Annotated in this window: 20 protein-coding genes and 1 pseudogene; 11 read left to right on the top strand and 10 right to left on the bottom strand. The window is 52.3% G+C overall.

Annotation, left to right across the window (positions count from 1 at the left end):
- The first annotated feature begins 239 nt into the window (after positions 1-239).
- Positions 240-3,020: a flavocytochrome c gene (locus ACHHZ6_RS02300; protein WP_395121653.1), complete on the top strand. Its 2,781-nt coding sequence runs from the start codon at positions 240-242 to the stop codon at positions 3,018-3,020.
- Positions 3,021-3,113: 93 nt separating this feature from the next.
- A complete protein-coding gene (locus tag ACHHZ6_RS02295) occupies positions 3,114-4,076 on the top strand; it encodes an FAD:protein FMN transferase (RefSeq protein ID WP_182271911.1) in 963 nt (320 codons plus the stop codon).
- Here ACHHZ6_RS02295 and dcuR read toward each other — a convergent pair.
- Together dcuR and ACHHZ6_RS02285 are read right to left on the bottom strand one after the other, a co-directional pair.
- Positions 4,057-4,776, bottom strand: coding sequence for a two-component system response regulator DcuR (gene dcuR, locus ACHHZ6_RS02290; RefSeq protein ID WP_182271910.1), 720 nt, complete (start codon positions 4,774-4,776; stop codon positions 4,057-4,059). The genes ACHHZ6_RS02295 and dcuR overlap by 20 nt on opposite strands.
- Complete coding sequence (locus ACHHZ6_RS02285) at positions 4,773-6,389, bottom strand: sensor histidine kinase (protein WP_182271909.1); 1,617 nt, start codon at positions 6,387-6,389, stop codon at positions 4,773-4,775. Before ACHHZ6_RS02285 ends, dcuR begins: the two co-directional genes overlap by 4 nt.
- A gap of 163 nt (positions 6,390-6,552) precedes the next feature.
- Between ACHHZ6_RS02285 and ACHHZ6_RS02280 the strand changes: the two genes are divergently transcribed.
- On the top strand, positions 6,553-7,416 hold the full coding sequence (locus ACHHZ6_RS02280; RefSeq protein WP_182271908.1) for an N-acetylmuramic acid 6-phosphate etherase: 864 nt from the start codon (positions 6,553-6,555) through the stop codon (positions 7,414-7,416).
- A 58-nt stretch (positions 7,417-7,474) separates the two neighbouring features.
- On the opposite strand, the gene ompC is transcribed toward ACHHZ6_RS02280, so the two are convergent.
- Complete coding sequence (gene ompC / locus ACHHZ6_RS02275; RefSeq protein ID WP_395121652.1) at positions 7,475-8,581, bottom strand: porin OmpC; 1,107 nt, start codon at positions 8,579-8,581, stop codon at positions 7,475-7,477.
- Positions 8,582-9,050: 469 nt separating this feature from the next.
- Here ompC and drpB point away from each other — a divergent pair, with 469 nt between their 5' ends.
- The 4 genes from drpB (at position 9,051) to ACHHZ6_RS02255 (ending at position 12,034) form a co-directional block, all read left to right on the top strand.
- Positions 9,051-9,320: a cell division protein DrpB gene (gene drpB, locus ACHHZ6_RS02270; RefSeq protein WP_182271906.1), complete on the top strand. Its 270-nt coding sequence runs from the start codon at positions 9,051-9,053 to the stop codon at positions 9,318-9,320.
- A 51-nt stretch (positions 9,321-9,371) separates the two neighbouring features.
- On the top strand, positions 9,372-10,073 hold the full coding sequence (locus tag ACHHZ6_RS02265; RefSeq protein WP_395121672.1) for a phosphohydrolase: 702 nt from the start codon (positions 9,372-9,374) through the stop codon (positions 10,071-10,073).
- 61 nt (positions 10,074-10,134) lie between these two features.
- Complete coding sequence (locus ACHHZ6_RS02260) at positions 10,135-11,550, top strand: DNA cytosine methyltransferase (protein WP_395121651.1); 1,416 nt, start codon at positions 10,135-10,137, stop codon at positions 11,548-11,550.
- A complete protein-coding gene (locus ACHHZ6_RS02255) occupies positions 11,531-12,034 on the top strand; it encodes a very short patch repair endonuclease (RefSeq protein ID WP_182271904.1) in 504 nt (167 codons plus the stop codon). Before ACHHZ6_RS02260 ends, ACHHZ6_RS02255 begins: the two co-directional genes overlap by 20 nt.
- On the opposite strand, the gene yedA is transcribed toward ACHHZ6_RS02255, so the two are convergent.
- The gene (yedA, locus tag ACHHZ6_RS02250; protein ID WP_182271903.1) at positions 11,994-12,908 is read right to left on the bottom strand and encodes a drug/metabolite exporter YedA; all 915 of its coding nucleotides are present in this window, start codon (positions 12,906-12,908) and stop codon (positions 11,994-11,996) included. The genes ACHHZ6_RS02255 and yedA overlap by 41 nt on opposite strands.
- A 178-nt stretch (positions 12,909-13,086) precedes the next feature.
- Between yedA and ACHHZ6_RS02245 the strand changes: the two genes are divergently transcribed.
- The 3 genes from ACHHZ6_RS02245 to dgcQ all read left to right on the top strand — a co-directional run bounded on the left by ACHHZ6_RS02245 (position 13,087) and on the right by dgcQ (position 16,044).
- A complete protein-coding gene (locus tag ACHHZ6_RS02245) occupies positions 13,087-13,998 on the top strand; it encodes a DUF808 domain-containing protein (RefSeq protein ID WP_395121650.1) in 912 nt (303 codons plus the stop codon).
- Between the two features lie 79 nt (positions 13,999-14,077).
- On the top strand, positions 14,078-14,260 hold the full coding sequence (locus tag ACHHZ6_RS02240) for a YodC family protein (protein ID WP_182271901.1): 183 nt from the start codon (positions 14,078-14,080) through the stop codon (positions 14,258-14,260).
- A gap of 80 nt (positions 14,261-14,340) precedes the next feature.
- Complete coding sequence (dgcQ, locus tag ACHHZ6_RS02235) at positions 14,341-16,044, top strand: cellulose biosynthesis regulator diguanylate cyclase DgcQ (protein ID WP_395121649.1); 1,704 nt, start codon at positions 14,341-14,343, stop codon at positions 16,042-16,044.
- A 207-nt stretch (positions 16,045-16,251) separates the two neighbouring features.
- On the opposite strand, the gene yodD is transcribed toward dgcQ, so the two are convergent.
- Positions 16,252-16,473, bottom strand: a complete 222-nt coding sequence (gene yodD, locus ACHHZ6_RS02230) for a YodD family peroxide/acid resistance protein (protein ID WP_182271899.1) — start codon at positions 16,471-16,473, stop codon at positions 16,252-16,254.
- Positions 16,474-16,601: 128 nt separating this feature from the next.
- Here yodD and dsrB point away from each other — a divergent pair, with 128 nt between their 5' ends.
- A complete protein-coding gene (gene dsrB, locus ACHHZ6_RS02225) occupies positions 16,602-16,790 on the top strand; it encodes a protein DsrB (protein WP_182271898.1) in 189 nt (62 codons plus the stop codon).
- A gap of 102 nt (positions 16,791-16,892) precedes the next feature.
- On the opposite strand, the gene rcsA is transcribed toward dsrB, so the two are convergent.
- The 5 genes and pseudogenes from rcsA to fliO all read right to left on the bottom strand — a co-directional run bounded on the left by rcsA (position 16,893) and on the right by fliO (position 19,997).
- Positions 16,893-17,516 (bottom strand): transcriptional regulator RcsA, encoded by a 624-nt coding sequence (rcsA, locus tag ACHHZ6_RS02220; RefSeq protein WP_182271897.1) that lies wholly within the window; start codon positions 17,514-17,516, stop codon positions 16,893-16,895.
- Between the two features lie 289 nt (positions 17,517-17,805).
- A pseudogene (gene fliR, locus ACHHZ6_RS02215) lies at positions 17,806-18,598 on the bottom strand (flagellar biosynthetic protein FliR); the annotation flags it as partial.
- 7 nt (positions 18,599-18,605) lie between these two features.
- Complete coding sequence (gene fliQ, locus ACHHZ6_RS02210; RefSeq protein WP_003859587.1) at positions 18,606-18,875, bottom strand: flagellar biosynthesis protein FliQ; 270 nt, start codon at positions 18,873-18,875, stop codon at positions 18,606-18,608.
- A 10-nt stretch (positions 18,876-18,885) separates the two neighbouring features.
- Positions 18,886-19,623: a flagellar type III secretion system pore protein FliP gene (gene fliP, locus ACHHZ6_RS02205; protein ID WP_182271895.1), complete on the bottom strand. Its 738-nt coding sequence runs from the start codon at positions 19,621-19,623 to the stop codon at positions 18,886-18,888.
- The gene (gene fliO, locus ACHHZ6_RS02200) at positions 19,623-19,997 is read right to left on the bottom strand and encodes a flagellar biosynthetic protein FliO (RefSeq protein ID WP_182271894.1); all 375 of its coding nucleotides are present in this window, start codon (positions 19,995-19,997) and stop codon (positions 19,623-19,625) included. The genes fliP and fliO overlap by 1 nt, the downstream gene beginning before the upstream one ends.
- Position 19,998: the final 1 nt, after the last annotated feature.

Genomic DNA, 19,998 nt, shown 5'->3' with positions numbered 1-19,998 from the left:
AGAGCGGCAACGTAAGCAAAAAGTTAACAATGTTTAAATTATTGTGAACGGAGTAATTTATATCTCTAACACCAATGTGTTATTAATGTTATCGAAGGGATTAAATAGTTTATTAACTAACGTAATAGCTTTGGAAACTAAAAAAATCATTATATTAATATTATGAAATCGGCATAAAAAACGAAATAAAACTGGTCCGACAACGAATTCTTAATTTTTTAAAGTTTGGAGTTTCTATTATGAGCACTAACGAACGTATTTTAAGCCCCTTCACATTACCGAATGGCACGGAACTGAAAAACCGTTTGTTAATGGCACCGATGACAACCTGTACGGGTTACTATGATGGTACGGTCACCAGCGAGCTGGTGGAGTACTATCGGGCACGTTCAGGCAGCATTGGTACCATTATTGTTGAGTGCTGTTTTGTCGACGACCTGGGTCTCGCTTTCCCGGGGGCGATTGGTATTGATAACGACGAAAAAATCGCCGGGCTGGCGAAAATCGCCGATGCCATCAAGTCCAAAGGTTCTAAAGCCCTTCTGCAGATCTACCACGGTGGTCGCATGGTCGACCCGAAACTGATCGGTGGCCGTACACCTGTTGGCCCAAGCGCAGTTGCTGCGCCGCGTGACGGTGCCGCGACGCCGGTTGCGCTGACCACCGAAGAAGTGGAAGGGATGGTTGGCAAGTTTGGTGAAGCCGTACGTCGTGCCATCCAGGCTGGTTTTGACGGTGTTGAAATCCACGGGGCAAACACATACCTGATTCAGCAGTTCTACTCTCCGAACTCTAACCAGCGCGACGACGAGTGGGGCGGCAGCCGTGACAACCGCGCCAGATTCCCGCTGGCGGTGCTGGATATCACTCACAAAATGGTGCGTCAGTACGCGGATGATGCTTTTATTATTGGCTACCGCTTCTCCCCTGAAGAGCTGGAAGTTCCTGGCATTCGTTTTGACGACACCATGTACCTGCTGGAAAAACTGGCCGCGCGTGGCGTGGATTATCTGCACTTTTCTGTAGGTGCGACCCTGCGCCCATCTATCGTCGACACGCAAGATCCCACCTCGCTTATCGAAAAATACTGCGCGATGCGCTCTGAAACGCTGGCACAGATCCCCGTGATGGGCGTGGGCGGTGTGGTGAATGCCGCCGATGTTAATGACGCGCTGGAACATGGCTACGACCTGATTGCCGTTGGCCGCGCAACCATCGCGTACCCGGACTGGACTGACCGCATTGCTGCCGGTGAAACGCTTGAGCTGTTCATGGACAGTACCCAGCGCGAAGCGTTAAGCATTCCAGAACCGCTGTGGCGTTTCTCGCTGGTGGAAGCGATGATCCGCGACATGAGCATGGGTGAATCCAGATTCAAACCGGGTATGTTCGTTGAGAAAGTGCAGGACGACGCCAATGAGCTTGTCATTAACGTCAGCCTGGAAACCGACCGCATCGCCGATATTGAACTGGCCTCCGGTCCGGGTGAAGACGTGGAGTTTGTCACCAGCTTTGAAGAGATCCGCACCCGCATTCTGGATGCCAATACCCCGCATGTGGATGCCATCACGGGTGCAACCAGCCAGAGCGAAGCGGTGAAAAAAGCGGTGTCGAAAGCGATGCTGAAATCCAGCAAAGCGCTGGCGGCGGAAGAAGGGGCTGACCCGAACGAAACCAAAAGCGTTGACGTTGTGGTGGTGGGTAGCGGCGGTGCTGGTCTGGCGGCGGCAATCCAGGCACACGACGAAGGCGCGAGCGTGCTGATTGTTGAGAAAATGCCCTCCATTGGCGGCAACACCATTAAAGCGTCTGCGGGCATGAACGCCGCAGAAACCCGCTTCCAGCGGGTGAAAGGCATTCAGGACAGCAAAGAGTTGTTCTACCAGGAGAGCCTGAAAGGCGGTGGAAACAAGAACAACCCGGCGCTGCTGCACCGCTTCGTAGAAAACGCGCCAGAGGCTATCGAGTGGCTGGCGACACGCGGCATCATGCTGAATGATATTACCACCACCGGGGGAATGAGCATTGACCGTACCCACCGTCCAAAAGATGGTTCTGCCGTCGGCGGTTATCTGATTAGCGGCCTGGTACGTAACGTCAACAAGCGTAACATCGACGTGATGCTCGATACCTCCGTTAACGACATCATCTTCGAAAACGGCGAAGTAACCGGTGTACGTCTGACCACCGAAGAGAACGAAACGATCGTCGTGGCGACCAAAAGCGTGGTGGTGGCAACGGGGGGCTTCAGCGCCAATAGTCAGATGGTTGTGAAATACCGTCCGGACCTGGAAGGGTTTGTGACCACCAACCACAAAGGGGCGACCGGTGGCGGTATCGCATTGCTGGAACGTATCGGGGCCGGTACGGTCGACATGGGCGAGATCCAGATCCACCCAACTGTCGAACAGAAAACCTCGTATCTGATTTCCGAATCCATTCGCGGCGGCGGGGCGATTCTGGTTAACCAGAAGGGGAACCGTTTCTTTAACGAGATGGAAACCCGCGATAAAGTCTCAGCGCAGATCATCGCACTGCCTGAAAAATACGCCTATATCGTCTTTGATGAGCATGTTCGTGCGAAAAACAAAGCGGCGGATGAGTACATCGCGAAAGGGTTTGTCACCAGCGCCAGCTCACCTAAAGCGTTGGCTGAAGAACTGGGAATGGATTACCACGCTTTCCTGGCCACGCTGGAACGTTACAACGGTTTTGTTGAAAAGCAGCACGATGATGACTTTGGCCGTACTACTGCACTGCGTGCACCAATCAACGAAGGGCCGTTCTACGCCATTCAGATTGCACCGGGTGTACACCACACAATGGGCGGCGTGACCATCAACACCGAAACCTGCGTGCTGGATAACAGCCATAACGTACTGCCGGGGGCGTTTGCTGCGGGTGAGGTTGTCGGCGGGATCCACGGCGGTAACCGTATCGGTGGTAATGCGGTGGCAGATATCATTATTTTTGGTACGCTTGCCGGACATCAGGCGGAGATGCGCGCAAAAATGGCATAAGGCACCTGTTTTTCAGGCCGGATTAACGCGCGTTATCCGGCAATTTCCCCGGCGGCTCGCTGCTTGCCGGGGCTACATCTGAGGAAGCATGCCATGCCCGATGACAACCGCGTTTACAGTTATTCCGCTGTCCTGATGGGCTCGCCCATTCTTCTGAAACTCTTTTCCCATGATGAAGCGCTCGCTTCTCGCGTATTTCGCCTGATCAAACAGTACGAAGATGTGCTCACCGTCAACCGTGCGCATTCGCAGGTGATGGATATCAACCATGCAGCCGGGCAGCATCCGGTCGCGGTCAGTCGCCCGGTATTTGAACTTATACGCTGCGCAAAAGCCGCCAGCCTGCTCCAGGACAGCGCCTTTAACCTTGCCATTGGTCCGCTGGTGAAACGCTGGAAAATCGGCTTTCGGGGAGATAGCGTACCGCCAGCCGATGAAATTGCCTCGCTGCTTGCTGTTACCCATCCGGGTGATGTTGTGCTCGATGATGCAAACAGCAGCGTTTTTCTGACCAGGCCAGGGATGGAGATTGATCTGGGGGCGATTGCCAAAGGTTATATTGCCGACCGGGTGCGGGATTATCTGCGTAAAGCGGGGGCTGAACTGGGGTTGATTAACCTGGGCGGTAATATCCAGACGTTAGGTTCGCCGGATGGGGGCTGGAGCGTGGGGCTTAAAAAACCGTTCGCCGGTGATGAACTGATTGGCACGATGACGGTTGAGAACATGTCCGTTGTGACATCAGGAACGTATGAGCGCTACTTTGAGCAAAACGGCAAACGCTATCACCACATTCTCAACCCACGTACTGGCTACCCGCTGGACAATGAACTGGACAGCGTAACCGTCGTTTCAAAAGATTCCATTGATGGCGATATCTGGACCACGCTGATGTACGGAATGGGCGTGGAGAAAGGGTGTGCTGCCCTGCGTGCGCGCCCTGATATTGAGGCTATCTTTGTGACCAAAACGAAAGAAGTGGTGTTCTCTTCAGCGCACCACTTCCGTTTTACCTTACTGGACAGCAGCTATCGGGTTACTGGCAGTACTGTTTAAGCAGCCCTGTCTGCTCGGGCTGGAGCCGGTAACGATATACCGGACGCCCGGTGGCACCATAGTGAATGCTGGTGAACAGGATGTTGATTTGAGCCAGCCAGATCAAATACTTGCGACAGGAAACGCGCGAGATATTCACCGCGCTCGCCAGGTCATCCGTGGAAAACTCCATCTCCGGGTGCGCGTCAATCCACTGACAGATGGTGCGCAGCGTCTGCGGGGTTAACCCTTTCGGCAGTTTTTTACTGTCCGCCAGCTCCGGCGCACCGCCGTGCAGCAGTCTGTCTACATCTGCCTGCTCATAATACTGGTGTGAACCCATCAGGTTACGTTTTGCCTTCCAGCCGCTCAACGCCTCTTCGAAACGCGGGAACTGGAACGGTTTAATCAGATAATCCACCACGCCGTAATGCATGGAGGTCTGGATCGTTGCGGCATCGGATGCCGATGAGATCATAATCACATCGATCGGGCGGCCTGACGCACGGATGATGGGCAACAGATCCAGTCCGTTATCCTGTTGCATATAAACATCCAGCAGCACCAGATCGACAGGCTGGCTCGGGTTATTAATGACTGCCTCGGCCTGGTTGAGCGTAGAGGCGACACCGCAGCAGCTAAAGCCTTCAACACGGTTGACGTACAGACGGTTGAGGTCAGCTACCATTGCGTCATCATCGACAATTAAAACATTTATCACGCGATATTCCTCTCGCTATCCCAGGGGATGTGAACAAAAAATTGAGTAAATACACCCGGTTCAGACTCGACGCTGATGTCCCCACCGAGATTCTGGATCTGCTGGCGGGCAAGGAACAACCCAACGCCCCGGTTTTCACCTTTTGTTGAGAAGCCCTTCGTAAAAATATCCTCCAGTGCTACCGGATCGATGCCTGGGCCATCATCGCTGACTTCACAGCTGAGCCAGCCGCTTTGATAGTGCAGCAGCAGGCTGATTTCACCTTCCGTTTGATCCTGCATAGCGTCCAGTGCATTTTCGATCAGATTCCCCAGCACGGTAATGAGTACCGCGACCTGCTCTTCGTTGGCCGTGTCGGGGAGCAGACATTCGTCGGACAGCGTGAGGGTAATTCCGGCCTCTTTTGCCCGGTTGATTTTACCCAGCAAAAAGCCAGCAATCACCGGAGATTTAATCTTATGCTGAATGGCTCCAATGTCAGTCTGGTAATTATGCGCCGTCTGGATAATGTACTCTTCCAGCTTGTCATAGCGCTTCATATGCAGTAGCCCCAGGATCACATGCAGCTTATTCATAAACTCATGGGTGTGGGAGCGCAGGGCATCGACGTAGTTGACCATGCCATCAATACGCTGCATCAGCTGGCTGATTTCCGTTTTATCGCGGAAGGTGCAGATGGCCCCAATCACCCGATTCCGGCTTTTTACCGGGACCATATTACAAAGTAATAACCGCCCGTTGCAGCTGATCTCCTGGTCCTGGCGGGCAATACCGGTTTTCGACACTTCCCGCAGGCTTGTCAGCAGCGGTTCGCTGGTATTTTCGGTTTGTTGGCCCGGTAACAGGAGTAACATTTCTCTGCCAGCGTGGTTGACCATCGTGACGCGACCATGAATATCTACCGCCAGGACACCTTCCCGGAGCGACTGTAGCATCGCCTGACGTTGCTCAAATAGCGCGGAGATTTCGTACGGCTCCAGACCAAACAGGATCCGTTTCAGTACGCGGACAAGACCCCAGATCGCCAGCGAACTCATCAGGATACTGAACAGAATGGTCCAGACGGCGTTCAACCGCCCGCGCGTAATTTGATCTTCAACTTTATTGAGGGAGATCCCCACCACGACAACGCCAATTTGCTCGTGCTGGGCGTCGTAGACCGGTGTGAACACGCGCAAGGCCTCGGCTAGTGCGCCCCGGTTAACGGAGACATTCTCCTTTCCTTCCAGAGCGGGTGTCAGATCGTCGCCAATAAAATGCAGGCCTAACAGCGCTTCGTTCGGGTGAGCGTAACGAATACCGCGCATGTCGGTGACCACGGTGAACAGCAGGTCGTTACGTTGCGTCACGGCCTGAGCGAGGGGCTGGATAATATCGGCCTGTGGGGCCTGCATCAGACCACGCTTCACGTCAGGGCTGTCGGCAAAGGTGCGGGCAATCCCCAGCGCGGTATCTTTAACATCATCTCGCGTGGCCCGCGTGATTTGCACTGAATAAAGGGCAAAAACCACCAGCAGGACAGAGCCGATAATGGCGCATACCATGAGTGTGACCAGGGTGTTTAGTTTCATGGGACGTCTGCGCGTCTCAGGAAACGGCTGCAAATCGCTCATTACCACTCCGTGATAAAGGAGAAAGGGTAATTATCACCGATGCCGCGCATTTCTTAAAGCTATGTAAAAGCATGCGGTTGCTCTACTTTTCGTGACCCTCCTCGCAGGTCATCCATATAAAACACTTTATAGTGTGTGGGTACTCATAATAAGGAGGCTGTTTATGAGCATTATGCTTACCGGTTCGGTCAAGGAAAGACGGCACGCCAGCACGATGAATATCGATAGATTGTCCACGCTGGACATGCTGAAAGTCATTCACCAGGATGATGCACAAATCTCTACGGCCATGACTCCCTGCTTAACGACGATTGCCCGCGTGGTCGATAACGCAGCGGCAACCCTGAGTCATGGCGGGCGTTTGGTGATCGTTGGCGCTGGCCCGTCCGGCCGCGCGGCAAAACAGGCGGCAGATGAATATGCGCCGGGAAAATCCCCGGTGATTGCCATTACGGCAGGTGATGATGCCGGAAGCTACGAGCGTGGTGTCGCTGACCTGCAGGCTATCGGGTTTGGCGAGCACGACATGATGCTGGCGGTCACCGTCAGTGGAAAAACCCCCTGGGTCTGGGGAGCCATGCGGCATGCGTGGTCGCTGGGGTCGACTGTCGCTGTTATTACCGATGATGCACAAAGCGAGGCGGCGCAGCTGGCAAGCATGGTCATTGCGCCTGAACTGGGGGCTGATGCCGTTGCCGGGTATATCAATACCAAAGCGGGGATTGCGCAAAAAATGATCCTCAGCATGGTCGCTACCGGGCTGGCAATTCGCACCGGGCGTGTTTACAGCAACCTGCGTGTGGATCTGGAAGCAAGCAATACCAAATGGGTTGAACGGCAAATTGCGATTGTAATGGAAGCCGGGGGATGCACCCGCGCCGTTGCGAAAGCGGCGCTGGAAAGCTGTAACAACAACTGTAAAACAGCGGTGCTGATGGTACTGACCGGGCTGGATGCGTGGAAAGCGCATGAGTTGCTGGCGCAGAATAATGGATTTATTCGGGTGGCATTGCAGGAAGCACCGTAAGGGTGTGTGCCAGAGACAAAAAAAGCCCGCTGTATGCGGGCTTTAGTCTTTATGGGGATTAGAACTGATAAACCAGACCTACCGCCACGATATCATCAGTGCTGATACCGTTTGCGCTGTAGAAGTTATCGTCTTCATCCAGCAGGTTGATTTTGTAATCAACATAGGTGGACATATTCTTATTGAAGTAATACGTTGCGCCAACGTCTGCATATTTCACTAAATCTTTGTCGTTACCGTAGCTGGAATTCAGGTCTTTACCTTTAGACATCAGGAAAGAGACGGCAGGACGCAGACCGAAGTCGAACTGGTACTGTGCAGTGACTTCAAAGTTCTGGGTTTTGTTTGCTACACCGAAGTCACCGTATGGCGTCATGTTGCGGGTTTCTGCATACATTGCGGCCAGATAGACGCTGTTGGCATCATATTTCATGCCCAGGGTCCAGGCATCCGCTTTGTCACCTCCAGCCGTCGTTTTCGTGACCTGATCGTTGGTACGGTCGGAAGAGGAATATGCTGCACCAGCGGTGAAGCCCATTCCGAAGTCGTAGGAGGTTGAAATACCCCAGCCGTCACCGTTTTCTTTACGAATATCACGGCCGTTGTTGGTGCCTTCCTGATCGTTTGATGCACTTTCATTATTACCCTGGTACTGAAGGGCAAAATTCAGGCCATCGGCCATACCGAAGAAACCATTGTTACGGTAAGTTGCAACACCGTTTGCACGGCCAGTCATAAAGTTATCGGTATGGGTATAGGAGTCGCCGCCGAACTCAGGCAGCATATCGGTCCAGCCTTCTACGTCGTATACAACACCGTAATTACGACCGTAGTCAAATGAACCGTATTCACCAAATTTCAGACCCGCAAAACCAAGACGTGTCCACGATTGTTTGTCACTGCCTTCAGTATTATTTGCCTGAATATTATATTCCCACTGACCATAACCGGTCAGCTGAGCGTTAATCTGGGTTTCGCCTTTGAAGCCCAAACGTACATAGCTCATGTCGCCGTCAGAACCGGTGTCATCAGAGAAATAGTGCAGACCATCCACTTTACCGTACAGGTCTAATTTATTGCCGTTGTTGTTGTACACTTCAGCCGCATTTGCAGCACCAGCCATTAATAAAGCAGGTACAATAATTGCCAGAACTTTTCTTTTCATTATATATTCCCTTTAAAGATAATTTATATGAATATATGTAGTGACTCTCCGTAACTACAGGCCAGATACTATTCTATGGGATATTATTTAGGTTCAAAAATAAATGTAATTAAAATAGCAAAAGAATTACAAAATGTTTCTATTCGTCTATTTATTTTTCTTGTGAATTTCTTTCCCGAATATATAGGGGTTAATTATTATTAAGTATTTATTTTGAATATTATTCCGTAGTTTTAATTTGCAGGAATTATATTTCATGTGACGTGTAGTCAGAAGAGAACATCATTTTCAACAGCATTACGCCGGGAATGTGCCAGTCTGCAAATTTGCCAGAGATCAACTTAACGCAAACTTGCGAGCAGAAAGCGTCGCGGAGCCCGACGTTTAATGCCAAAATGTGATTATCATCACAAAATTTGAACGAATATGTGAAAACGGTAACGTGGTTGCCGTGGAGTAAGGATTGAAGATGGAACGAAAAAACGATCGTAGCCTGGGAGGCAAACTGGCTCTGTGGGTGTTTTACGCTTTTTGCGGATACTTTGTCTGGGCGATGGTTCGCTATATATGGGTAGTGAGTAAAATTCCTTCACTGTCCGATACCATTGTTGACGGGTCTCTGGGATCGACCAGCGGTAAGTGGCTTGGGGCACTGTTTGGCTTTTTAGTACTGAGCACCGTAGGCCTGATTCTGGGCGGGATTGCCTGGTACACGCGCCCACGCCAGGACAACCCGTGATAGCCGCAGGGAAAATTGCTATTGTAGTGGTTTAAGCGACAGGACGTGATGATGGAAATTGCACAGTGGCAACACCGCTTTGAGCGCTGGCTTGATGAAAACCACACTACCGACGACGCCGCGCATGATATTTCGCACTTTCGCCGTGTCTGGATGACGGCGCAGAACATCATGGCTAACCAGATGGCTGAGCCGCTGGTCGTGCTGACGGCATGTTATTTCCATGACATTGTCAGCCTGCCGAAAAACCATCCCGATCGTAGCCAGTCATCACATCTGGCGGCGCGCGAGACGCGTAATATTTTAAGACGCGATTTCCCTGATTTTCCCTCAGAGCACCATGCTGCCGTGGAGCATGCCATTGAAGCGCACAGCTTTAGCGCAGACATTACGCCGCAAAGCCCTGAGGCCAAAATTGTGCAGGATGCTGACCGGCTGGAGGCATTAGGCGCTATCGGTCTTGCACGTGTTTTTGCCGTATCGGGGGCGCTGGGTGTGGCGCTTTTTGATGCAGAAGATCCGTTCGCTGATGCTCGCCCGCTGGACGACAGAACCTTCGCTCTCGACCATTTTCAGACCAAGCTACTGCGCTTGCCAGAGACAATGAAAACGGAAGTGGGGCGCGAACTCGCGCGGCATAACGCCGATTTTCTGATCCAGTTTATGGCAAAACTGAGTGCCGAATTACAGGGTGACTGCCTGGGGTTAGATAGCCAGGTTCAGCACCGCTTTCGCCGCAGTTTGAGTGACTGAACTGTGGTAATCTGTTCCCCGTCTTTATTGCCTGGTTAAAAGAATGCAGGAAAATCGATCAGTGACTAAGCCCGCGTCTGAGCAGGCTGAGAAATCAACGGCAACGGTACAGGCGCTACTGCACCAGTTGCTGGATATCTATGATGCTAAATCTTTGGCAAACCAGCTGGCAGCACACGGTGAGAGCCACTGGAGCCCGGCAATTCTCAAGAGACTGCTTACCAGCGAGCGGGCAGGGCATCGCCTGAGCGAGAGCGAGTTCCGTTACCTGCAAAACCTGCTTCCGCGCCCGTCAGCGGCACATCCGAACTATGCCTTTCGTTTTATCGATCTCTTTGCCGGTATCGGCGGGATCCGGCACGGGTTTGAAGCCATTGGTGGGCAGTGCGTATTTACCAGCGAGTGGAATAAACATGCGGTTCGTACCTATAAAGCCAACTGGTATTGTGACCCTGACGCGCATCATTTCAATGCCGATATCCGCGATGTGACCCTGAGCCACAAAAGCGGTGTGACCGATGCAGAGGCTGCCGCCCATATTCGCGATACTATTCCGGCACACGATGTCCTTCTGGCTGGTTTTCCGTGCCAGCCTTTCTCGCTTGCCGGGGTATCGAAAAAAAATGCCCTCGGACGCGCCCACGGTTTTGCCTGCGATACGCAGGGAACGCTGTTTTTTGATGTTGCCCGTATTATTGATGCCCGTCGTCCGGCTATTTTTGTGCTGGAAAACGTCAAGAATTTAAAGAGCCATGACGGTGGGAAAACCTTCCGTATTATAATGCAAACGCTCGATGAGCTGGGCTACGACGTGGCCGACTCGCAGGATATGGGCGCAGATGACCCGAAAATCATCGATGGCAAATTTTTCCTGCCTCAACACCGCGAACGTATTGTGCTGGTGGGCTTCCGTCGCGATCTCAATCTGAAGGGGGATTTTACCCTGCGGGATATCCCGTCGTTGTATCCGGCGCGTCGTCCGACCGTGGCTGATCTGCTGGAGTCCGCCATCGATGCCAAATTTATCCTGACCCCGGTGCTGTGGAAATACCTCTATCGCTATGCCAAAAAACACCAGGCAAAGGGCAATGGTTTTGGTTTTGGTATGGTTAACCCGAACGATCCGCACAGCGTGACCCGCACACTGTCCGCCCGCTACTATAAAGACGGCGCGGAAATTCTTATCGACAGAGGGTGGGATAAAGCCCTGGGCGAGAAAGACTTCGACGACCCGCAGAACCAGCGTCATCGTCCGCGTCGCTTAACGCCACGTGAATGCGCGCGCCTGATGGGGTTTGAAACGCCGCAGGGTTACAGCTTCCGTATACCGGTGTCGGACACTCAGGCGTACCGTCAGTTTGGTAATTCCGTGGTGGTTCCCGCATTTGCCGCAGTGGCAAAACTACTGGCCCCACGCATCAAACAGGCTGTTGCGCTGCGCCAGAGTGAGGCCGTCAATGACGGATGTACACAATAAGGCGACTCGCAGTAAAAATATGCGTGCCATCGGCACGCGTGATACCGCAATAGAAAAACGGCTAGCCGGGTTACTGGAGCAGGCTGGTTTTGATTTTCGCGTGCAGGATGCCGCGCTTGCCGGGCGTCCCGACTTCGTGGTCGATGCGTATCAGTGCATCATCTTTACCCACGGCTGCTTCTGGCATCATCATGACTGTTACCTGTTTAAAGTCCCTGCGACCCGCACCGATTTCTGGCTGGACAAAATAGGTAAGAATGTGGCGCGAGACAAACGTGATATTGCAACGCTTGTTGCACAAGGCTGGCGGGTGCTGATTGTCTGGGAGTGTGCGCTGCGCGGCAAGCTGAAGCTGAATGATGTGGAACTGACTGAGCGGCTGGAAGAGTGGATCTGCGGCGGCGGGCAGGCCGCGCAGATCGACACCCAGGGGATCCATCCGCTTAGGGTTTCTCCACCTCACACGGAACCACCACCGGTTTAGCCGGCAGCAAATATTTCCCCAGCGTGACCAACACCACGGCAAAAACAATCACGCCTAATGCCAGCCATTCAATGGGAGAGAGCGTTTCGCCACCGAATCCGCTTCCCAGCAGTACGGCCACTACCGGGTTGACATACGCGTAGCTGGTGGCGACGGCAGGGGAGACGTTACGGATCAGGAACATATAGGCACTAATGGCAATGATGGAGCCAAACAGCGCCAGGTAACCTACGGCCAGGAAGCCCGACAGATCCGGCACTGCCGTCAGCTTTTCGCCCGTCAGCATGGAGGCAATCGACAACACAATTCCTGCTGCGAGCATCTCAATTGCGCCAGCCATCATGCCGGACGGTAACTCAATGCGCGAACCGTACACGGAACCAAACGCCCAGCTCATGGAGCCAATCATGATCAACAGCGCGCCCCACGGATTTCCGCTCAGGTTGCCGCCGCTGTTGAGCAGGATAATCCCGGCAAGACCAATCCCAATGCCCAGCCACTCCAGCTTACGGGTGCGGATGCCGAAAAGACGGCTGAAGCAAAGCGTAAACAGCGGCACGGTTGCGACCACCACTGCGGCGATCCCTGAAGGAACATTCTGGTGCTCCGCGACGGTAACCGCCCCATTCCCCACGGCCAGCAGCAGCAGGCCAATCAGGGCTGCGTTAAGCAGCGGGCGCAGTGCAGGCAGTTTATGTCCCCGCAGCAGTAAGAAGGACATCAGCAGTATACCTGCCGAAAGAAAACGAATGCCCGCCATCATCAGCGGTGGCCAGCTTTCCACGCCGATACGAATGACAAAATAGGTGGAACCCCAGATGATATACAGCGAAAAAAGAGCACCAATGAGCGGTAATAGTTGCCGGAAACGCATAGTCCCTCACGACGAAATGAAAAGGTCGCTAACAGTAAACGCCAAAACGGTCAGGCTGGCGAGTTCTTTAATTGTGAGGTAAGTGTGAATTTTTTGTTGACGTAAGGTGCCTGTTTCAGGCTTTACGCTTTTGCTCCATACTATTCACTTCATTACTAAAAAAAGAAGGATAGAGATTTTGGCAGGAAGTAGCTTGTTAACATTGCTGGATGATATCGCCACCTTACTGGACGACATTTCGGTGATGGGCAAACTGGCGGCAAAAAAGACCGCCGGTGTACTGGGAGATGATTTATCGCTGAACGCCCAGCAGGTGAGTGGGGTTCGGGCTAACCGCGAACTGCCGGTTGTCTGGGGCGTGGCGAAGGGGTCATTCATTAATAAGGTGATCCTGGTACCGCTGGCGCTGCTGATAAGCGCCTTTATCCCCTGGGCTATCACCCCTTTGCTGATGGTGGGGGGGGCGTTTCTGTGCTTTGAAGGGGCTGAGAAGATCCTTCATTCGCTCGCGTCACGTAAAGAGCATGATACCCCTGAGATGCGCCAGCAACGCCTTGAAGCACTGGCTACACAGGATCTCAAAACGTTTGAGCGCGACAAGATCAAAGGTGCCATCCGCACCGATTTCATCCTTTCGGCGGAGATTGTGGCGATAACGCTCGGGATTGTTGCGGACTCTCCGCTGCTGAATCAGGTGCTGATCCTGTCGGGGATAGCCCTTCTGGTCACGGTGGGCGTCTACGGCCTGGTGGGGTTGATCGTCAAACTGGATGATATCGGCTACTGGCTGGAAGAAAAATCGAGTGTCGTGGCAAAAGGTATTGGCAAAAGCCTGCTGGTGCTGGCTCCCTGGCTAATGAAGAGTTTGTCGGTGGTCGGCACGCTGGCGATGTTTCTGGTTGGGGGCGGCATTGTGGTGCACGGTATCGCACCGCTACACCATGTTATTGAACATTTTGCCTCGTCTCAGGGGGCGCTGGTGGCGGCTATCCTGCCAACGCTGTTGAATCTGGTGCTGGGCTTTATTATTGGTGGTATCGTGGTTGCAGCCGTGACGCTGGTTGAAAAAATGCGTGGCACGTCGCACTAATTTGTTACTTGTTACAGGATGCAAAAAGGCCATTTCTCGTCTAAATTGAAACAGTTTCACCCTGATACAGGAGGCAGGTATGGTCTTTTTGGTCAGTGATGAAGTTGAGCCTAAGAAAGGTGGCCCTCGCATGATTGTCACCGGGTATTCCAGCGGAATGGTGGAATGTCGGTGGCATGATGGTTACAGCATCAAGCGTGAAGCTTTTCGTGAAGATGAGCTTCAGCCGGGTAACGGGCGACAAAAGCGCGACAAGGCTTAATCACGTAACGCCCGGCTTTGTCGGGCGTTTTTACAGAACAATACCGTACCGGGTATGAGAGTGGTAATCAGGGAGTGTGTGTGCAGCGCGACACCTATTTTGTAAAACGATCTTTTCTGCAATGGCTGCATAATCGTAGCAATCCCGGCCTGATTGTTAACATCTGCTTTCTTGTTGTGCTCATTTTTTCTACTCTTCTGACCTGGCGCGAAGTCGTGGTGCTGGAAGGGGCGTATGTTTCAAGCCAGCGTAATCATCTGGAAACGGTTGCCAGTGCGCTGGACAGACAGCTGCAATTTAGCGTCGATAAACTCCTTTTTTTCCGTAAAAGTATGGGCGAAGCGCTTCAGACGCCCCTGGGGTTTGATGTCCTGCAAATGGCCGTCGCGCGCTTTAAAACGGTGCGCAACACCCCCTCCTGGCAACTGATTGTCGATAAAGATCGCACGCTGCCTGTTAATGGCGTCTCGGATGAATTTGTCAGTAAAACCACGTTACTAAACCGCGATGATGAGCATATTAGCCATGAAATCTCCGCGGCGCTGGAAGTCGGGTATTTACTGCGTCTGGCCTCGTCATCCACTCAGAAAGAAGAGCGCGCGATGTATATTTCGCGTGCCGGGCTCTGGGTCGCTACCAATACGCCCGTGAATGATGACGAGATCATTTCCCGCTATTATCATTTTGTCACGCGTCCCTGGTTTACCCAGCAATCCGGCCGCGCCAACCGTGCACGGGCGGTACGCTGGTTTTTCTCCTCAACGACGTCAACGGCACCAGCAGATGCTCCGACGATCACCGCCAGTGTCCCGGTCTATTTCAATAATTACTGGTATGGCGTTGTCGCGCTGGATTTCTCTGTCGCAACCATGAAGCGCTTGCTAAAGGATGCGGTGGCAGACCATACGGAAGGTGAGTACCAGCTTTACGACACCCGGTTGAACCTGATTGCGTCCTCTGAAGTCTCTGCCAGCAAGATAAACCTTTTTGACGACGTTGAAAGGGCGCAAATTGCCTCGGCTATTGCAGGTGATACCGAAGGCGGTCTCCGTCTGGGGAGCCGTTTTGTCAGTTGGGAGCGACTGGATCATTTTAATGGCGTGGTGTTGCGCGTTCATACCCTGGATGAAGGCGTGCGCGGTGATTTCGGCAGTATCAGCATTGTGCTGGCGCTCCTGTGGGCACTCTTTACCGCCATGCTGTTGATCTCCTGGCTGGTTATCCGCCGGATGGTGAGAAATATGTACACGCTGCAGAACTCACTGCAGTGGCAGGCCTGGCATGATCCGCTCACCCGTCTGAATAACCGTGGGGCACTGTTTGAGCGGGCAAAACAACTGGCGGAAACATGTCAACAGCAGTCACTGCCGTTCTCCGTGATTCAGATCGATCTCGATCACTTCAAAAACATCAATGACCTGTTTGGGCATCAGGCGGGGGATAAGGTACTGTCTCATGCTGCAGGGCTCATCGCCACCGGGTTACGTACCAGCGATGTTGCCGGGCGTGTTGGTGGGGAGGAGTTTTGTGTGGTACTGCCAGGGATTGCACTGCCGGAAGCGTCAGCAGTCGCGGAGCGCATTCGCTCAAGGATCGACAGTAAAGAAATTCTGGTGAAAAAAAATACCACCATACGCATTAGCGCATCCTTTGGCGTGAGCTGTGCGCATGAAAAGGGGAATTACAACTTCGAACAGCTGCAGTCCATTGCTGACACCCGGTTGTATCAGGCAAAACAGTATGGACGAAACCGGGTTGTCTGGCGCGATCGTGACAAGGAGTGATCCAACTCCTGTTTCCTGTGGTGAAGGTATAACAAAAGATGCCGTACATCAGAAAATGTATTCATAACGCAAATATTTTCTTGTCATGCAAAATCGTTGAGGATACTGTTTACAGCACATCAGGATTCCTGGTGTAACGAATTTCAAGTGCTTCTTGCATAAGCAAGTTTCATCCCGGCCATCCCCATGACCGGGATTTTTTTCGCCCTAACGATTTGCTTCAGACACGCTAAAGTCATGAATATCAAGCTCGAAGGCCTCGGCCAGTTCACGGTAAGTGTGATAATCCCTCCCGTTCACAATGACCCGGTCGGAATGATCGTCCGAGCGGCGAACTTCGGACTCACTGATTTCATTGATGGCGGCCAGTAGGGCATCGACATCCACCTCGTTTCTGATGGTGTCGCTGTACGCTTTATCGGTCTTCATTACGGGTACCTCATTCAACCGTGTCCACCTTTAAGTATAGACTGCACACAAAAACATCATTCGCGCCCTGTGGCGATGTCAGTTAATGAGATTTGTTCTACACTGGCTCAAAACCGCAGGAGAAACGTATGAAGGTCAACGATCGGGTAACCGTCAAAACGGACGGTGGCGCTCGCCGTCCGGGGATAGTGCTGGCAATTGAAGAGTTTAGTGAAGGCACAATGTATCTGGTATCACTGGAAGACTACCCGCTCGGCATCTGGTTCTTTAATGAACTGGGGCATGCGGATGGTATCTTTGTGGAAAAAGCAGAGTAGCGTGGCGTCGGGTGGCAATCTGCGCGCCCGACATCTGCTGCATAGCAAAAATCTCTGGCCAGGCCAGAGATCAGGAGGAGCAGACTAAAGGTTTTAAGCAGGCTAACGCATGTTGACGAAAATTCCATTCGTCACATTATCCGTCAGGCGAACAACGTGGTAGATCACTTGCTTATTATGCGTTTTTATTTTCCTTTTAATATTACCTTTATGTGATGAAACGGTTTTTGCTTTAATATTCATCTGATCCGAAATTTGAATAGTCCCTTGCCCGGCCATCCACATTCGCAGCATACTTGATTCAGTCCTGCTTAATGATAAAGTGGGTAAGTTAACTGCGCCTACATTCTTTACTTCTTTATTCAAATAATCGCCCAGGATGTCATCCAAAGACTCTGGTTTAATCGATTTAGAACTGATCAATAAATTTTTACGAACCAACAAATATTCATCAAAGTGAATGTTGGCTATCGCCATAAAAACAATAAACAGAGTTTTGGGATGTTGATTAATGATTTGCTTAATTTTCTGACTGTTGGCTGGATCGTGAATGAAACAGTCCTCATTAATAAACACCACGCCTGGCTTGAGGTCATCACAAGCGGCTGCAAGTTCGTCAACGGTGTGTGCATCGTTGATGTCTCTCTTTCTTACCCCTCTGCTTGCCAGGTACCCGGTTAACCCTAGCCGGGTGTAGCTGCATAAATCCATAATGATCGTTGACATGGCATACCCTCACTCAATGCGTAACGATAATTCACCATCTGCCTGAGAGCTCATAAACAGCCATACGGGATGGAAAAAAATTAATAAACCTGTGAGCATGACAAAGACTTTCAGGCGGACTCACTATCCCGTAAAGTTACGTATAATTTGCCAGGAATCATCTCAAAGTAAAGTAAATATTAAGTATTGTGAGGTGGTTAGAAACAATTAAACCGCGTCAGATATATCCTGGAAGATGTTTTTCGCGATTTATTTTAGGAATATCCTCAGAAAGACACTGAGAACAATGCGGGTTATTATTTGCGAGGGAGTTCGCTGACAATATCCGCTAACAGGTTGAATATCTCGCTGAATAAATGTTCACAGAAGGGGGCGATAAGTGGCATCAGCAATGACATTAATAAAAGTCCGACCGTCAGAGTCACCGGGAAACCAATGACAAATACCGAGAGCTGCGGGGCCATTCTGTTTAGTAAACCCAGTGCAAGGTTAACGGTCAGCAGCAGGGTAATGATAGGCAGTGCCAGCATCAGTCCGTTGAGGAAAATAAGCCCGGCGGCACGGACGAGGGCCAGAAATGCATTGCTGTTCACCGGATTTTCACCAATCGGCAGCGTATGGAATGTATCCACCAGCATGGAGATCAGCCACAGATGACCGTTGAACGAGAGAAACAGCAGCATGGCCAGCAGATCGATAATTCGTGCCAGCACGGGCATGTTGAGGTGGCTACCAGGATCGACGAAGGTCGCAAAGGATAGCCCCATCTGCAGACCGATAAGCTCACCAGCAGTACGAATGGCGGCAAACGCGAGCTGCATGGTAAACCCGACGGCCACGCCAATCATCACCTGCTGCAACGCTACCCACACCGCATTCGCCGAGAAGATGGGGATATCCACCGGTGGCAGAGAAGGGGCAACGATAATGGTGATAATGATGCCCAGCCCCACTTTGATCCGCTTGGGTATCGATTTCTCGCTGAGAATGGGGGCGGTTGAAATGAGTGCCAGGATGCGCAGCATCGGCCAGAAATAGACGCCAAGCCACTGAACCCACTGGTCGCTGGTGATGTGCAGCATCGTCGTATTAGCCGATGATATACGGCAGGTTGGTAAACAGGTTGCGCATATAGTCCAGCAACAGGTTTAGCATCCACGGCCCGGCAACGATAATCGCCACGAACACGGCGATGATTTTCGGGATGAATGACAGCGTCATTTCGTTAATCTGCGTGGCGGCCTGCAAAATACTGATGATAAGGCCGGTCACGAGCGCAACAAGCAGCAGGGGCGCGGCAACAGCAATGGCGACTTTCATCGCCTCCGTTCCCATCATCATGACCGATTCTGGCGTCATTGCGCGCTCCTCAACTGTAGAAACTTTGCGCCAGCGAACTGACAAGCAGTTGCCAGCCATCGACCAGCACAAAGAGCATGATCTTAAAGGGCAGAGCAATGGTGGCGGGGGGAACCATCATCATACCGAGTGCCATCAGGACGCTGGCGATCACCAGGTCGATAATCAGGAACGGAATAAAGATGGTAAAGCCAATCTGGAACGCGGTTTTCAGTTCACTGGTGACATACGCGGGCAGCAGAATGCGCATCGGCACGGCTTCCGGGCCTTGCATCTCACCGGTGTGAGACAGACGGGCAAAAAGGGCTAAATCCGCTTCTCGCGTCTGGCGCAGCATAAACTCGCGTAGAGGCTGGGCCCCTTTTTCCAGCGCGACCTGCATGGAAATCTTATCTTCGCTGAACGGCTGATAAGCGTCGGTGTAAATCTTATCGATGACCGGCGACATAATGAAAAAGGTCAGAAACAGCGCGAGCCCCAGCAACACCTGGTTCGGCGGGGCAGATGGCGTGCCCAGCGCGTTACGCAGCAGGCCAAACACGATGATGATACGGGTGAAGCTGGTCATCATCAGCAGGATCGCCGGAATAAACGTCAGCGAGGTGATAAAGACCAGCGTCTGAACCGGGAGCGACCAGCTCTGTCCGCCACCGGCAATGGGGGTAGAGACCAGACCCGGCAATTGCGCATACACGGCGGGAGCGAACAGGCAAAGACCCGCAAGCGTAAGGGATAACAAACGGCGCATCAGGATCTCCCGGAACGCTTAAGCAAACTCTTCATGACGGACTGAAAATCCGCAGGGGATTCTGCGCTCTCGTCACCCGGGGTGGGCGCAGGCGGCAGTTTATGTAAGACGTTGATGGTTGACGCGGTCACGCCCAACACCAGGCGCGCATCGTCAACATCCACAATGACCACGCGCTCGCGTGGTCCCAGTGACGTGCTGGCGCTGACCTTCATACCGCGTGCTCCGGCGGTTTTACCCGCCAGGCCAAAACGTTTTGCCAGCCATGCGGCGATAAGAATGAAGGCAATAATACCGAACAGCGCGCCGCTCACCTGGAGCAGCGGTGAGCCGGGGACAGCGGAAGGTTGCGATAGTGTTGCCTGGGTTTTCATG

Origin of the sequence: Enterobacter cloacae complex sp. 2024EL-00214, from assembly GCF_043945575.1 — a bacterium.
Taxonomy (GTDB): domain Bacteria; phylum Pseudomonadota; class Gammaproteobacteria; order Enterobacterales; family Enterobacteriaceae; genus Enterobacter; species Enterobacter cloacae_P.
Note: the sequence above shows the minus strand (reverse complement) of the source record. Positions and strands in the feature narration are given on the sequence as shown.

Excerpts from the sequence above, each read along its gene's own strand:
- fliP (WP_182271895.1), bottom strand. The coding sequence starts at position 19,623 with ATGCGCCGTTTGTTATCCCTTACGCTTGCGGGTCTTTGCCTGTTCGCT.
- rcsA (WP_182271897.1), bottom strand. The coding sequence starts at position 17,516 with ATGTCAACGATCATTATGGATTTATGCAGCTACACCCGGCTAGGGTTA.
- ACHHZ6_RS02240 (WP_182271901.1), top strand. The coding sequence starts at position 14,078 with ATGGTCTTTTTGGTCAGTGATGAAGTTGAGCCTAAGAAAGGTGGCCCT.
- ACHHZ6_RS02280 (WP_182271908.1), top strand. The coding sequence starts at position 6,553 with ATGAGCATTATGCTTACCGGTTCGGTCAAGGAAAGACGGCACGCCAGC.
- ACHHZ6_RS02265 (WP_395121672.1), top strand. The coding sequence starts at position 9,372 with ATGGAAATTGCACAGTGGCAACACCGCTTTGAGCGCTGGCTTGATGAA.
- ACHHZ6_RS02295 (WP_182271911.1), top strand. The coding sequence starts at position 3,114 with ATGCCCGATGACAACCGCGTTTACAGTTATTCCGCTGTCCTGATGGGC.
- ACHHZ6_RS02255 (WP_182271904.1), top strand. The coding sequence starts at position 11,531 with ATGACGGATGTACACAATAAGGCGACTCGCAGTAAAAATATGCGTGCC.
- drpB (WP_182271906.1), top strand. The coding sequence starts at position 9,051 with ATGGAACGAAAAAACGATCGTAGCCTGGGAGGCAAACTGGCTCTGTGG.
- fliQ (WP_003859587.1), bottom strand. The coding sequence starts at position 18,875 with ATGACGCCAGAATCGGTCATGATGATGGGAACGGAGGCGATGAAAGTC.
- fliO (WP_182271894.1), bottom strand. The coding sequence starts at position 19,997 with ATGAAAACCCAGGCAACACTATCGCAACCTTCCGCTGTCCCCGGCTCA.
- yedA (WP_182271903.1), bottom strand. The coding sequence starts at position 12,908 with ATGCGTTTCCGGCAACTATTACCGCTCATTGGTGCTCTTTTTTCGCTG.
- dsrB (WP_182271898.1), top strand. The coding sequence starts at position 16,602 with ATGAAGGTCAACGATCGGGTAACCGTCAAAACGGACGGTGGCGCTCGC.
- ompC (WP_395121652.1), bottom strand. The coding sequence starts at position 8,581 with ATGAAAAGAAAAGTTCTGGCAATTATTGTACCTGCTTTATTAATGGCT.
- ACHHZ6_RS02285 (WP_182271909.1), bottom strand. The coding sequence starts at position 6,389 with ATGAGCGATTTGCAGCCGTTTCCTGAGACGCGCAGACGTCCCATGAAA.
- ACHHZ6_RS02300 (WP_395121653.1), top strand. The coding sequence starts at position 240 with ATGAGCACTAACGAACGTATTTTAAGCCCCTTCACATTACCGAATGGC.
- yodD (WP_182271899.1), bottom strand. The coding sequence starts at position 16,473 with ATGAAGACCGATAAAGCGTACAGCGACACCATCAGAAACGAGGTGGAT.